Annotated in this window: 8 protein-coding genes and 1 other annotated feature; all 8 genes read right to left on the reverse strand. The window is 33.5% G+C overall.

Annotation, left to right across the window (positions count from 1 at the left end; translation table 11 throughout):
• Window positions 1-34: 34 nt before the first annotated feature.
• The gene (locus QVO42_RS07840) at window positions 35-1,468 is read right to left on the reverse strand and encodes an LCP family protein (protein WP_022425571.1); all 1,434 of its coding nucleotides are present in this window, start codon (window positions 1,466-1,468) and stop codon (window positions 35-37) included.
• Window positions 1,469-1,721: 253 nt separating this feature from the next.
• Window positions 1,722-6,947, reverse strand: a complete 5,226-nt coding sequence (locus QVO42_RS07845; RefSeq protein ID WP_022425572.1) for a beta-N-acetylglucosaminidase domain-containing protein — start codon at window positions 6,945-6,947, stop codon at window positions 1,722-1,724.
• 443 nt (window positions 6,948-7,390) lie between these two features.
• Window positions 7,391-8,053, reverse strand: coding sequence for a PBECR4 domain-containing protein (locus tag QVO42_RS07850; RefSeq protein WP_022425573.1), 663 nt, complete (start codon window positions 8,051-8,053; stop codon window positions 7,391-7,393).
• Window positions 8,054-8,452: 399 nt separating this feature from the next.
• Window positions 8,453-9,277: a PRD domain-containing protein gene (locus QVO42_RS07855; RefSeq protein ID WP_022425574.1), complete on the reverse strand. Its 825-nt coding sequence runs from the start codon at window positions 9,275-9,277 to the stop codon at window positions 8,453-8,455.
• Between the two features lie 11 nt (window positions 9,278-9,288).
• On the reverse strand, window positions 9,289-10,716 hold the full coding sequence (locus tag QVO42_RS07860) for a PTS transporter subunit EIIC (RefSeq protein WP_022425575.1): 1,428 nt from the start codon (window positions 10,714-10,716) through the stop codon (window positions 9,289-9,291).
• Window positions 10,717-10,883: 167 nt separating this feature from the next.
• Complete coding sequence (locus QVO42_RS07865) at window positions 10,884-12,044, reverse strand: MFS transporter (RefSeq protein WP_022425576.1); 1,161 nt, start codon at window positions 12,042-12,044, stop codon at window positions 10,884-10,886.
• Window positions 12,045-12,542: 498 nt separating this feature from the next.
• Window positions 12,543-14,249, reverse strand: coding sequence for a carbon starvation CstA family protein (locus QVO42_RS07870; RefSeq protein ID WP_022425577.1), 1,707 nt, complete (start codon window positions 14,247-14,249; stop codon window positions 12,543-12,545).
• Between the two features lie 74 nt (window positions 14,250-14,323).
• Window positions 14,324-14,558 (reverse strand) — a binding site (T-box leader).
• A gap of 140 nt (window positions 14,559-14,698) precedes the next feature.
• Window positions 14,699-15,649, reverse strand: a complete 951-nt coding sequence (locus QVO42_RS07875; RefSeq protein WP_022425578.1) for a hypothetical protein — start codon at window positions 15,647-15,649, stop codon at window positions 14,699-14,701.
• Window positions 15,650-16,623 lie beyond the last annotated feature (974 nt).

Genomic DNA, 16,623 nt, shown 5'->3' on the forward strand with positions numbered 1-16,623 from the left:
TGGAAATGATATTAAATCATTTCGTCACAGCCTCTTACTCTACAGTGAATTCTTCACCCTTCAACATTTTCTTAATATACTGCTTATTCTGTTCTACACTATTTTCATCAGGAATAAGGTAATAAAGTCTTGTATCAGGCATATAATATCCACCCTTCATCATCAAACCATTGCCTGCTACCATAGAAGACTGGAATGACCATGAAGCATTAGTATTTAACTGATCATTCGCAATTCTAGCCATTTCATTCATCGGCATATCAGTCACAAATGTACCTTCAATAGATTTTAAGATATCAGTATAATGAGTAATGATTGCTGGAGAAGCCATCTTTCTAATAATAGCCTGTAATACTGCCTGCTGGTTCTGTGCTCTATGACGATCACCAGTAGTATAGGCATGTCTTTCTCTAGAGAAGGCTAAAGCCATCTGACCGTTCATATGGTTCCATCCTTCTTTAATAGGCTGTCCATTCCATACAGATAAGTCTTTATCTGAATAAACATCAACACCACCTAGGGCATCTACTACTTCTACTAATGATTCAAAATTAACTCTTGCATAATAGCTAATATCTACATCTAAGAAGTTTTCTACTGTTTTAACTGTATTTTGTGTACCTGTTAAGCCAGAATGTGTGAGTTTATCTTTCTGTTTGGCATCTGCCAAAGTTACATAAGCATCTCTAGGAATACTAGTCAATAATACTTTATGTTCAGGAACGTTAATAGTCATTAAAATATTTACATCACTACGTGATACTTCCTGTACACTTCCACGAGAATCAATACCAGAAATATATACACAGAAAGGATCCTTTAATACATCCAATGTCTTTTCTTCTTTAATCTTATTGTATGATTTAAACTTTGTTGTCCAGATCACTCTTGTATCTTTATCAAAGTTCTTTTTATAGTCTGTAACTAGATCTCTAGAACCTTCATTAATAAGTATAGCATCTACTTTTTTATCATATAATGCATCTACAATCGCTTCTACACCATACAACTCACTCACACCATAGTTAGATACTTTCTTACTTAAACGGTTCAATGCTTCATTTATTTTAGTTCCATTAGGATTATACCCTACTGTCTTCTTTAAGAGATCATCCATCTTTTTATATTTACTATTCTTTCTAACTACGAGTGAATATGTTACATAATCATATTCGCTAGTCACTTTATTGTAGGCTGCTTTACCAGACTGGATAAAAACACATCCTATAATTAAGAATATACTAATAATAACGGAAATAATCTTACCTGCAAGAGGTCTTTTCTGTACCTTTCTAGATACAATAGGTCCTGGTTTTGCGACTAAATAGACAAGTAATGCAAGTACTGCCAAGAAAGACCCTATCACAATCAAATAACGCATAGGTAAAACTTTTACAAATATGATACTAATCATAAGTATGATGCTTAATACTATCTGAACACCGATAATAAAACGATGATCAGTCATGAAACCCAACTTTTTCTTCGTCTTTTATATCTCCCATTCCCAAAACAGCACGAAAGTATACATTTTTCACAAAAAATGTATAAAAACGTGGTTGACAAAACCTAGTATAGCACATCACCTTATTATATGTAACAATTTCACCAAGTAAATTTGTTATTTGTAACAAATTTAAATTTCTTGTAACATAGATATATGTTGTATTTATTACTAAAACTAAAAAAAGAAGAACCTTCAATGAGGTTCTTCCTAAAAATTAAGCTTCTTTCTTCTTTAATAATACATAACCTAATAATGAGATCATTGAGAAGAATGCGAATACTCCTACCATAGTAGTATCACCAGTTGCTGGTTTAGTACTTGGTTTTACTTCTGGTTTAGTTGTTTCTTCTGGTTTAGAAGGAGTAGTAGGTTTTTCTTCAGGAATACTTGGTGTAATAACTGGTAACTTTTCTAATGCTTCCATCGCTTTTCTTAAGTCTTCAGTTAATGCATCTACTTCTTCCTGAGTTAATTCATTCCTATTTTCTAATGCTTTTTCAGTTGCTTCAATGACGTCTAATAAGTTCTTATAGCTCTTTTCTGTATATAACTTACTATCAGTCTTTTTAGCCTGATCAAGTAATAGATCAAGTTCAGCAGTATTGCCACGAGTAACAAGCTTCTTAGAAGCTTCTTCTAACTTATGAGTTAAAGCTTCAATTTCAGCACTTGTATGTTCAGCTTTTAATTCTTCTTTGATTTCATTTAATACAAGTTCAAAGTCTTTCCAGCTAGATGCTGTATAGTCTTCTTCTTTATAAGAAGCCATTCTATTTTCTAATGCTTTTATTTCTGTACCAGTTGCTTTAAGAACTAAGTTCTTTCTTGCATCCTGTAATGCCTTATAAGCATCTTCTACTTCAGTAACAGTTGCATCTTCTTTATTTAAGATGTCTTCCGCATTATTTAATGCTTTATTAAATGGTGTTACTGTAGAAGTTAAGTAAATAGAAGTATCTAAATTATTTAAGTTATTAGAATCGATGTAGTTTCTAAGTTCCTGTTTACTCATAGATGCTTTAGTGACAAGTCCTGCTTTAGCCTGACGTAATGATTCAATCATTGTATTGACTGCATCTTCAGTGGCATCTTTATTAGTCACTAGTTTCTTTGCTTCTACTAATACTTTTTCTAATGCATTATAGCTTTCTTCTGTATAGTCATCTTTAGAAAGTTTTTCAATATCTTTAATTTCTTGATCGAGAGCTTTTAAATCACCACGTACTACTAATGCATCATAAGAGGCTTTAAGTTCAGCTTTTGCTGCTTCTAAGGCATCCTTTTCACCCATCTGAGTGTTATATACGTCTAATGCTTTCGTTCTTGCTGTACTATATGCTTTATAACTTGTTGTAGTGTACTTGTCTTCACCTACATGTAAAGAGTCAATGTAGTTCTTTAAGTCCTTAGCACACTCACTCTTATATTCTTCATCAGTTAATGTAATAATTTCAGAAATAGTAGGAATATGGTTTTCTTCCCATTCAAACTTTAACTTATATACATTACCATGAGGGACATAGAATTCATTTAAAGATTTTCTTAAAGTACCTAACTGTACCCATTCTTTATCTTCTTCAGGTACATTTCTAGCTGTTACTTCTTTATCAATTAATGCATATACCTTAGCATTGCTGATTTCACCCTTCTGGATAATATTGAATTTCTTTACATCAAGCTTATCAGAAAGAGTATAAGTGATATAACCAGCTTTATTTGATCCTGGTTTATAAGCTGTTAAAAGGTCACCATCAATCATATACTGAGGTTTATAACCTTTTGCTTCTGTTACATTAGAATCAAATGTAGGGTCATTATCTTCAGGCGCATATTCACCATCATTGATCATGATTTCGTTGAATACAACAGCTCTAGAATGGTTAGAAGCTGTAAATAGGATTCTTAAGTAACGAGCTGGTACATGTTCTGCAGTACCTGATACATATACCTTATTAGGATATGTACTAGATGCTTTATATCCTGCATCAGAATCGATACATTTAACCATTGAATCACCAGTGTTTTCAACACCATCACCAATTGTCACAACATCTGTCCAGTTTTCTAAATCACTAGAAACACTGATAATACCATCTCTAATATAGTTATAGGCACTATCCTGACAATACATTGCAATCTTATCGATATTTCTCATCTGACCTAAGTCATAGATAATATACTGTCCTTTTAATGGGAAATCACCAAATTCAGTTGTAGAATCAATGTTGCCATCAAATGCAGCCCCATTGTTTCTAGAATCTTCTGCAACACCCCAAGAAGGTTCAACAGTCATAGTTGTCTTATATAAGTATGGTGCTGTGATTTCTGTAGAATGTACTACAAACTTATTCATAGTTAACTTTACATCAGAACTCTTCTTATTGATTAAACGTACATAACGTGCATCTGGAAGGTTCTTGTTTAAGTCTTTCACTTCTACCCAGTCATGTGCATTCACTGAAGCTTCTAATACAACTTCACCACTATAATCAAGTTCTAACTGTTTTAAATCTTTAACTCTTGATAACTTCACACCTACATATTGTTTAGGTGATAAAGTCATTTCTTTTGTATACACTAAAGCAGTCTGATCTAGTGTACTCTTAGAACGTAACTTATAGTCTGTATTTGTATAAACAGCCTTGTCATCATATTCATTCACTACATCAGTATGGTTGAATGTCTTTACCTTCCACCAATAACCTGCTGTATCACTCTGAAGATGTAATTCAAGGTTTCTCACACGAATTGCCTTCGCTGTGATATCCTGATCTTCTACATTTAAATGAACAGTGGCATCACCAGCATATTCTTTTAATGTCTTCCAAGTTGTACCATCTTCTGTATATTCTAATGCATATTTAGTGATCTTATCAGTACCACTATCCTGTACGAAATTGATAGTACCTAGTTTCTTAGGGTTATTGAATGTAAGAGTCACTGCAGCATCTACTGGAATATAGTCCTTGATTTCTCCTGCTTTATATGGAGATTCAGCAAAATGCGCATATGTAGATTCATTATCATCTAATAAGTTATCTAATGAACCACCCTTTACACCAATCTTAGTCATAGATAATGTACCCTTATCAGTGCTTGTAGAAGGAGTAGTCGTTGGGTTAACTAAGATATCTCTTACACCTAACCAAGTGTTACTCTTATCTTCAGTTGCAATCATACGGATACCCTTAACACCCTTAAGGTTAAGGTCTGTTAATTCTACATTGTTTGGTAAGTCATATTCTGTATCATTGACATCAGTCCAGTTCTTACCATCAGTTGTATACTGTACTTTCGCTTTTAAGAATGTATCTCTAGGGTTAGAGTTCGCACCCATTCTAAAGATGACATGGTTTACATCAATTGCCTTAGAATACTTGATACCTACATAAGTACCTGCAGAAATAGTATTAGGGCTCTTATAAACTAATTCTGTAGAAGCATTACCATCAAAGATGTTATCTTCTTTACCTGCTGGTGTATCTTCACGGTTAGTGATATATTTCGCAATCTGTTTATCTGGATTAACGATTGTAGATACGACTTCAGATAAATAAGAATCTAATGATTTAATAAATGGAACGATATGCTGTACACCTACTTCAGCATATTCTAAATGATCTACATAGTGGAAACCATAAGACTTGCTCTTTTCAAAAGCAGCCTGTGCATTGGCATAATAGTCCCAGATAGTTGCATTATCTTCTTCATTCTGTGCAGCTTTAATACCTTTAATATAGTTTAAAGCAGCATTTGTTGTATCATCCCAGCAGTTTAACCAGTAAACAATCTGAGACTTGATTCTTTCATTACCGCTTGCACGATAAGTTTGAGATGCATTCTGTAATACTGTGAATTCGTTGATGATGTCATCAAATTCTTCATCAGTGATCTTTTCACCTTTAGTTAATTTAGTCTTGAATGCATTGAGTTTTTCTTTTAATTCAACAGATTCCTCTAAACGAGTTACTCTGCTATCCATGTTCTGGTTAATCATATGTTTAGATAATTCTCTTAAAGCAGTTGATGCTTCAGTTTCTTCATAACCATTATGATCTACATATTTGAATGATGCATTATAGCACTTATTTGCTTCTTCTTCAGTCTGCCAGATATTCCATGAATAACATGCATTACCAAATATTGCAACCTTACTTGGTTCTGACTGCTGCATTGGGTTTAATACAATACCCTGTATCTTAGAAGGATCAACACCTGGATGAAGGAATGTTGTATAACCACCCATGATTAAGTGCTTCTTAGAGTTATCAGTACATGGCCAGTTGATCCACATATAAGGACCACGACCTGCAGTATTAGTGAATGAAGAAGTAAAGTTATTAGTTACTTCACCCCATACACGTCCACCAGTCATAATAATCTGTACGTTTTCAGGGAAGTCACGGTAGTAAGACTGACCATAACCCATATATTCCTGAGTACAGAATGGTAATGTCAACTTTAAGCCAGGGTAAGAAGGCTGTAATTCTTTAAGCCAGTTTGACATATCTGTCAATGTTCTTGTATAGTTTGCCCCGCCAACATTTGGTGCATCATCTGCAAGAATCGCAATCTGACGTACACCAGCATCAATAACCTGTTTAAACTTAGCCTGCATAACCTTGAGGTCAGCCTGATAGTTTGCTTCAGAGTTATAACGGATTGGGTGATTCATATAAGGATGTAAGGCAAATACGAAACGGCATTTAGATTTGTTTCCAGCCTCTGCAAGTGGTTTGATCTTTGTATTGATTTCTTCTTCTGTATAAAGATCACGCCACTTAGCGTTATGCTTAGGATCATCTTTAGGAGCATAGAAATAAGAGTTAAGCTTATAATAGCCTCCCCATTCCATCAATTTACAACGATCTTCTGTTGACCATGGATTTCCATAATAACCTTCAATAAATCCACGGCTTGCAACATCCGCATAATCCTCGATAGAGAAGTTTCTAATTGTTTTCCCCTCTACCTGTTTAAAAATGTGATATAAGCTTGTAAGTCCATAAAAAGCAGCATCTGTATCTTTACCTAAGATAGAAATAGTGCCTTTATCAGACTTTAAAGCATAAGAATCAAGTTTATCAAATAAACCTGCTGAAGTTGTTCCAAACTGTGAATCTACATATTGTTTAGAACCCTTCACACCAACAAGAATGTTTGTCTTTCCAGCTTTCTTTTCACTAGAAACACTTGCATTCATGCCTTTTAATGCAAGAACTTCATTCAGTCTTGCTTTTGTGTCTTCATCAATACCATCTTCATAGACAACATTGACCTGACTTGTCATTTCATAATCCCCATCACTATAATCCATAGAATGTGGATTAGGATAGACTTCATACCCTGTATCAGCTTTTACAGTCACTGGAAAAGCTGATACACAGCCTAATGCAACAAGAAAACTTACTGCATAAGTAATGACTTTCTTTCCTTTCATCATGTTCCCCTTTCTTTTATATTTTGTCTCATTTCATGCTCCTAGTTGATGAAATGAGTATTCAAACATGGATTTTTACAAAAAATAAAGTATGACAAAAAAATGTATGTCATAATCTTTATTTGGTCTTGCCTGCTTAGAGTAACAATCCACATTGACTCAATCAGTATAACAGTATCTTTTATATTACGCAAGCGTTTTCATATCTTATTTTATGATATTTTTAGGCATTTGAAGTCAGCAGAGCATGAAACTGATAATTTAATCATACCAACAATTAATAGTTTATTATGATTTCTTGATAACAACGCAAAATGACTAACTCCCTCCTAAAAAAAGAAGCACTCATATAGGAAGACTAAGATTACTATAATTACCATATAGAGCATCTCATGACAAATAGATATTACGGTAAAAGAAAATCCTGATTATGTAAGATATAATCAGGATAAGCGATTCAATATATTATTATTATTGTCTAGGTCGTTCAAAATTTTGACTGAAACTTTTGAATTCAAATCACAACAAACATCTTTAAGAATTCCATAGTTTTTCAAATAAATACAGTTTGAATATTTAGATTTTGAATTCTTTTCTTTAGAAAAAATTGCTAGAATGCTTTTCTTTTGATCAGCATTTATCTGATTATTATTTCGTAAGCTTCTTGCATGTAGATCTTTCCCGATAAATGCGACAACCATTTTATCATGAGTGTTCTCTATTGCTAAAGGAAAATCCTGTGTTTTTGTATGTAAATGAACGAGAACTAAATTAGTTTGAGCATCTGCATAAACAATCTTCTGAATTTTCGTTATACGCATAATTTTCTTGCGAATCGTACCAAAATCATAGTGTTGTTGATCTTTGATATTGTTTTCTGCTATAGTTCCTTTAATACAGTTTTTGTAGAAATCTAAATCGTTCAAGTAAGAACGCACACCAACTAAATGAGCAAAATCTTCCTTATGAAATCTCACTTCATGATATTTACCATCATTTGTTACAATCAAAAAATCATGAGGCACTAGAAACTTTCCATAAAGTCTTGCACCTATGATTATATCTCTAATAATTCTTTTTTTCTTCGATTTGCTGAGACTGTGCATAGATATAGTTCTCCTTTAGACAAAAAAAGCAGGAAATTACCCGCTTAGTATCATAAAAAAATAACAGGTTTTATCCTGGTCGCCAGGCTCATATATCTATTTGATATATACTCGGACGAGATTATTTTTAAGACTACCTCTTGTCTACAGTTTGTCTCCTAACTGCAAGGCTCATATATCTATTCGATATATACTCGGACAAGGTTATTTTTAATTCTACCTTTTGAATTCGACTTTTTACGGTGCCTGCTCACCGAGAATGTTACCACTCTTTTTTATAGTTTTTTAAGAACAAATAACTATTGTCATATTGCTCAGTCCCTATGCTTAGACTATCACAAATCATTAAATTGTCAATACTAGATCGGATAATAATTAAATATGCATCTTTTTATAGTTTTACTGCATAACACGTTTAATATGTATACATAAGAATGTCTGTTCATCCGGTGATAAATCATATTTATATTTCTCTTTAATATGTTTCACAATACGGTTGATACACATTGAAAGTCTTAAGTTCTCTTTTAATAGTTGTCTAATGTCTTCTGTTGTATCTTTAAGGTTTATTTCCTGTCCTGTAAAGATACGCTCAGCTAGGTATTTTAAATGAGTAGAGAGTCTTGCATAACTGAGTGACTGAGGAGAAATAGTCACCTTCATACTATTTTCAATAATACCGATAATATCAGTCACAAAGCTTAATATCTTAGTCGCATTATGGGTATTATTGTCCATTGAGAAGTTCACTAAATGCAAGGCTATATAATTGGCTTCTTCTAGATCTAATGTAATCCCTGTTTTCTTCTTAATATAACTTAATGCCCATAAACCTATTTCATATTCATTCTTATAAAGAATACTTACATCTCCAAGTACGACATAAGGGATTCTGATATTCTCCTGCTTACGTTTTAAGGCAAAGGAGATATGATCTGTCATAGTGAGGAATATTTCCCCATAATAGCGTGATTTAAGCTTCTTAATTGCACGAGAGACAATCTTATCAGTCATCTCATAACAATCAGGAGAGATATCATCTTCTCTTTCTAATCTTTTATGAGGGTCTTCTTTAAACATATATGTCTTTTCTATTTTAGTGGAATCAACACTATCCCCTACCTTCTTTTGGAATCCTATTCCTGAACCTGTTAGGATAATATCTCCTAGTTCTGGTGAGATAGCCGCAATGGAATTGTTGTTGAAGATCTTAATAATTCTCATAATAGTCCCCTTTACATTAATATATCGTTCATTGCATCCGCAATGAACTGGGCATTGGTGCCTACTAATATCTGTACATTATGGTTACCTGCAATTGTGACATGTTCATAGCCTAATTGAGATATTTCGTCTTTATTAATAGAATGTATGTCATTTATTTCTACTCTTAAACGTGTAATACAGGCATCTGCAGATATGCAATTACTTCTACCACCAAGAGCTTCCACAAAACAAATAGCCAGATCATCATAATCAAATGATTGTTTTGTACTAATTTCTTCTTTCATACGTCCTGGTGTCATGAGATTAAAATGAAGAATCATGGTTCTAAATACAATATAATAGAGCACACCACAGATAACTCCTAAAAGGATCAAATAGTTTGCCTGATAGGAGAATGGTGCCTTAAAACTCAATATATAGTCTATAAGACCAGCCGAGAAACTAAAACCAGCGAGCCAGTGAAATGATGCAGCTATAAACATCATGATTCCTGTCATGACTGCATGAGCGATATATAAACTAGGTGCTAAAAACATAAAAGAAAATTCTAATGGTTCTGTAATACCTGTTAGAAAAGATGCAAGAGCAGCTGAGAACATCAATGCGCCTACTTTCTTTTTCTTATCAGGTGAGGCACATTGATAGATTGCAAATGCTCCACTAGGCAAGCCAAACATCATGACAGGATAAAATCCTGCCTGATACATACCAGTCACACCTTTAATACCTCCTGATACTGTACCCCAGAATCGTCCAATATCATTAATACCCGCAATATTAAACCAGAAAACAGAATTTAATGCATGATGTAATCCTGTTGGTATAAGGAGTCTATTAAAGAATCCATATAAACCAGCGCTAATTGGTCCTAAACCTGCCATCCATGTTCCAAAATGAATAAAAGTTTCATAAAGCATCGGCCAGATATACATAAAGATACCAGCAAATAAAAGTGTAATCATACCTGAAATAATAGGAATGAATCTTTCACCACTAAAGAATGATAAAGGACCAGGTATTTCTATATGATTGAACTTCTTATAACAGAAGGCGACAATCAATCCTACCATAATCCCGATAAACGCATTATCAGCCTCACCAAAGGCAATAGAGACTTGGCTTATATGTAAACCCGAGATCAATGAAATGCCCTCAGGAGAAAGTATTTTAGTGATCATGAGATAATTGATGACTGCTGCCAAAGACAACGATGCATTCTTCTTATCCGTCATACCGATTGCGACAGCAATCGCAAAAAGGATAGGAAGATGATCTATGACTACACCACCTGATAATATAAGAAATGCCGCAAATGGATTATTGACACCCCACCCAATAGGATCAATCCAATAGCCAATACCCTTTAATAATGCAGCCAGAGGCATAATAGTCACTGGAAGCATCAGGGACTTACCTAATTTCTGTAAAAAACTCATGTTGATCCCCTTTTCTGTACTTATTTATACTACTATTATATAGTAATTGTTTTAAAAATAATTACATAATACCTAAAACAGTAATATTTTCATAACGTGGTAATTATATCATTTTAATACCATTATGTAACCCCTAACACTCATTTTTTTAAACAAAAAAAGGAAGACTAATCTTCCTTCATTAACTTATATGTACACACACCAATAAGAGCACCTACAAGTGTAACAGCCATCGCAAAAATCAACATACTTTGTAGTCCTAATGTATCCTGTAATACACCACCTAAGTAATTACCTAAACAGAAACCAAACCCATTGGCCATCATTGTGATAAGAGTCTGACCTGCCATCTGATCTGATTCAGCTAGGGCATCATTACAGTAATATGTATAAGTGGCAAATAGTAAGCCATATGAACATCCCTGGAACACCATACCAATTAATAAAACAATAAGGTTAGGTGCTAAGGCAATTAAGAAGTTTCTAAAGATATACATGACTAAGCCAAAGACAATAAGCTTTTCAGGTCCAAATTTTTTCTTTAAGCGATATGTCATTGTCATAAATGGTGTTTCACTGGCTGCCATAAAGAAGATGGCGATACCATAGAACGATGAATCTCCACCAAGCTTCTTAACAATATTAATTAAGTAAGTAGATAAAGATGTCGCACCCGCAATCGCAAAACCAAATCCAAGTAAGAATAAGAAGAACTTCTTATATTTAGTAATGAGACTAAATGGATTGGCTGGCTTTTCTGTTGATTCGTTCTTAATAGTAGAATGTGGCAAGACCAACAGATTAATGATAAATAGAATACTTGAAATGATAAAGACAATATAGATAACAGATGGTTCTAGCCATTCTACTAAGTATCCCATTAAAAAGGCACTTGATGCATAAGAGAATGACCCAAGTCCTCTAGCAAGCCCGAAGTTGATATCTTTACCCATTTTTACATAATCCATCGCAAATTGTGATAAGAATGGAACAACACAAGTACTCAAGAATAATAATGCGATATATAGTACCATGACGACTACTTTAGGTAGTGTCATAAAGTAAAGAGCACTAAATGATGCGAATAGTATAGCATAGATTCCTAAGATAACATTGTGCGGTGTGAGTGCTTCATACTTATTTGGTAAGTTAGAGATATTGGCTGAAAGTATAAGCATCATAATACTTCCCATCGCAGTAACGATCCCTATCTCTGTATTTGATAAACCTTTATATTGTAAGAAAATGGCTATATAACCAAAAATCGTACAGTTAGTAATCCAATATAAAAACTGGGCACAATTGTATTTCATCTGTAAGCGTTTCATAAGTTCCTCCCTCGTTAACCTTAGGTATTATATAGTATTTATCAAAAGGGGTATAACTATTTTCTTAATAAGAAAAAAAAGACACGACTCCTAAGAATCATGTCTGAATATATTAAACAAAGTGCCCCGGTTCTAGGAACCAGCATGCTCTACATGACTAGTTATAGAATATGCTTCAGGGCAGTTTGCTGTGTCCGCTCTCTAGACACAAGTCTATTTTAAGAAACATTTTTTTACTCGTCAATACCCTTTTGTAAATTTCTTTTAATATGTAACAGTATTATAGTTATTTATGATTTTAACAATTACAAAACTGGCATTATTTCTCATTTTTATGATTGAATAATCATAATATTTGTATTTATCCTAAGTGTAATGATTATATCGATATAATCCTTTTTTATAAATATATGAGTATGTGTAAAGTTATTCCGTGATTAAATTTTCACTTTTCAAAACATGAAAAAAAGCCCCTAGATGTAGGGACTTTAGTATAAATTATTCAGCTTTTGAGTTAACTAACTTACCAGTTGAATGGAAAGTAATCATAAGTCCAAGAGCAACCAATAATACGGCAACGACTAACTGTAAACCATCTGTCATGATCATGAATCCACCAGTGACAAATAGCTTCATTACAATTGCATAGATAGCCTGTACTAAAGCTGTCATAGTAACGATGAACATTAATACCATTGGTACATATAGCATGAAACCTTTTCTTCCAGTAACCTTTAAGAATACAGCAAGAGATACTAATACCATTGCAGCAAGTAACTGGTTTGCTGAACCGAATAATGGCCAGATGTTAACATATCCGCCTAAGCTTAATAAATAACCAAAGAAGAGTGAAATAAGTGTTGAAACGTATTTATTAGTTAAGACAGATACTAACTGTGATGGAGTTTCTCCTTCTTCTACTTCGAAGAATTCCTGAAAAGACATACGTGAGATTCTAGCTACTGCATCAAGAGAAGTTAGTGCAAGAGCTGAAACAAACATAGTCATGATACAAAGTCCCCAAGACTGTGGTAAACCAAGCTGTGCTACTAAGCCAGTAACACCAGCAGAGAACTTAGTGAAAGGTGTAGCTGTATCAGCTAAAGCCATATTAGCAAGAGATGTATCTAAGACACCAGTCTGTTTTAAGTTTGGTAATGAACCAACGATAACGATAACTAATACTGCAAGTAATGATTCTAACAACATTGAACCATAACCAACCTGAAGCATATCTTTTTCATTCTTGACCATCTTAGAAGATGTTTCTGAAGATACAAGTGAATGGAAACCAGATACGGCACCACAAGCGATAGTTACGAATAATGTTGGGAATAAGTAACTTCCTGTAGCTGATTTGAATCCAGTGAATGCTGGTACAGTAACAGTTGGGTTACTCATAAATACACCTACAACTGCTGCTGCAATCATACCGATGAATAGGAATGTAGTTAAGTAGTCACGTGGACTTTTTAATAACCACATTGGTGTAACAGATGCAAAGAAAATATAAACGAATACTAAATAGATCCAAGTTTGTTTAGTTGCATATACTGGGAATTTGATACCAACTGCAAGCATTGCAACGATTAATACAATTCCAAGTACTACTTTTGGCCAACCTTCAAGGTTAACTTTACGTAATAATAAACCAAATGCCATAGCAACAAATACATAAAGAATAGAGATAGAAGCAGCACTGGCATTAGGTGCAAGCTTAGCTCCTTCAGCACTGAAACCATTAAATGTTCCAGCAACCATATCTGCAAAAGCAGCAATAACGATTAATGTAAAGACCCAGCAGAATAAGAAGAATAATTTCTTACCAGTTCTACCAATGTATTTTTCGATAATCTGACCCATTGACTTACCTTCAGATTTAACTGAAGCATAAAGTGCACCGAAGTCCTGTACAGCACCGAAGAATACACCACCGATGACTACCCATAAGAATGCTGGTAACCAACCAAACATCATAGCCATAACTGGTCCAGTAACTGGTCCAGCACCAGCGATAGATGAGAACTGATGAGCAAAGACTGTCCATTTATTAGTTGGTACATAGTCTACGCCATCTTCTTTTGCAACAGCAGGTGTTGTTGCATTAGGATCAATACCCCAAGTTTTTACTAAATAGCGACCATAACATAGATAGGCTACTACTAGGATAAGGGCTGCTAATCCAAGCAAAAGTAAACCATTCATAAATAAATTCCCCCCAGAATTACTTTATACATATAAAACAGATTATAAAAAAGGTTTTCGTCTTAGAATGACCTGACTAAGACGAAAACCTTCGTTTCCGCGGTACCACTTAGATTGTGATTTACATCACCACTTCACATCCCATGAATGCTATTTCTTTAACGCAGAAATTACGGATTTCTTTACTATTATTTTCAAGAAAACAGCTCACAAGGGATGGTCCCATAATCATTACCTGCATCCTTTCCACCAACTGGATGCTCTCTATAGGAAGCGGATTAGAAATCGTATCTTGTTCATCGCTCTGTTTCGTATGTATGCTTATATAATAGTCTGATATTTTCATTTGTCAACAGTTTATTGTGAAAAAAGAAAATTTGTTTATATGTTTTTCATAAATGTAAGCGTATGTTACATATCGGACTATAACAAATATACATAGAGAAATATTACCTATACTTGGATTTAATGTATTGTTTAATGGCTTCCATATACTCCTCTTCATTATCATAATCCTTTGGATCTACATCATACATATCAGAAGGATCATAGTATTCTTTCCATTGTTTACGTAAATCATCAAGATAATCTAATTCACGATCATACTGTGTAGGATCAACTGAACTAAATGAATTATAGAAATTATGTTTATCTTCCCAAGATTTTTTATCATCTTCAGATATATTTTCCTTTTGAGAAACTTCTACTATATTATCCAAATGATACTCAACAGAGTTTGGACGTTTTCTAGACATTTGTTTTAGTGCTTTATTACGATAATCATCCATATCATCAGACTCTAAAGTTTCTTCTTCATCTAATTCTGCATCAAGACTTGCAACATAGTCTTTCCACTCATTGACAGCTTCTACATAATCTTCTTCATCACTAAACTCACTTGGATCAACAGGGTATTGATGATTTGGATCATATAATTCCAGCCAATGTATTCTTTCACTTATTTCATAAAAATATTCATCAGGTGAATCATAATCCAGAGGATCAATACAATAAAATTCATTTTCAGGATCATACTTTTCTTTTATTCTCTTTGTTAGAGCATCTAGATAAGTATCTTCATTCTTATAGTTTTGAGGATCAATATCAAAATCACCATATCTAGATACTTCTTCAATCCATTCAAGGTGTTCTAAACATATATTAACTGCTTTTTCATAGTCTTCAAAATTATCATATTTAGTTACATCAACATAATGATCACATTCATCAAATGGATCTGCTTCAGATTTCCAATCATCACGTAGTGCATTTAAATAGTCTTCTTCAGTATCATACCAATCTACATCGACAAAAAATCGTTGATGAGGATTATATTTTCTCACCCATCTATCTTTGTTTAAATCTTTAAGTGTTTGAAATAGTGTTGATATTCTTCCCATAGTATCACCTTAATCTTCTATTGATTCTTGATAATTCTCTAAAGAATCATGATAATGTGGGTTTATATTGAAGTAATTGTCTGGATTATATATTTCAGCCCACTTGTCCTTATTTACCATATCAAGTAATTCATGTAATAGTAATTATTTATTCATTGTAATCATATACCTTAATTATATAAAGTTTTTACGTATACCTCCATGAGAAACGTAAAATGTAAAATTATTCTTGTCTTCATCTAAATTTTTGAACTTTTTTCTTATTCACAATTTCATTTTTTCATCCACAATTGACTTTCTCTGACATATGGGTTATATTGTATTTGCAATCAGATTGCAGATACTTGTGAAGCCTGCGATCGGGGGAGGGTGCCGAGGCCCCTCTCTTTTTTATGTCCAAAAAAATATTCTTAACAAGAGTAATTTCCCAATTCTAAAGGTATATTTAATATAGAGGCGTCATCTTAGATGCTTTGACTCTAGCTTTGAATTAGAGTAGCTCTCATAATACATATTTTTGCGAGGTGCATATGAATAAACCCTTTATTACCTATACAGCATAAGTCGAAAAATTAACAAGCGAAAAACATTTAATAGTTACAAATACTAATTTTGCAATAACATCCCTAAAAAACATCAGTTACTTCGGATTAGTAGATGGTTATAAATTAGTGGCGAAAAAACCATAGGCTTGACTATGGGATGAAAGCCACATAATTTTTACTTGAGTTAAGCATAAGGGTAAGTTTAATAAGAAAAAACATTTTGGCAGGTCTATAAAGAATAGATGCCCTTCTGGGTTTCAGGCTGCTGTAGAAGAAAAATTCAAGACCACAGGTGGTACATATATAGAAGTGCCTAATGATTATAGAGCATCACAATATGACCATACAGCAGATGATTACATAAAGAAGAAATTATCTGGTAGGATGTATCATTTAGCAGATGGAACTCTAGTACAACGAGACTGGTAT

The sequence above is a fragment of the Catenibacterium sp. CAG:290 genome (assembly GCF_000437715.1).
Taxonomy (GTDB): Bacteria; Bacillota_I; Bacilli_A; order Erysipelotrichales; family Coprobacillaceae; genus Catenibacterium; species Catenibacterium mitsuoka_A.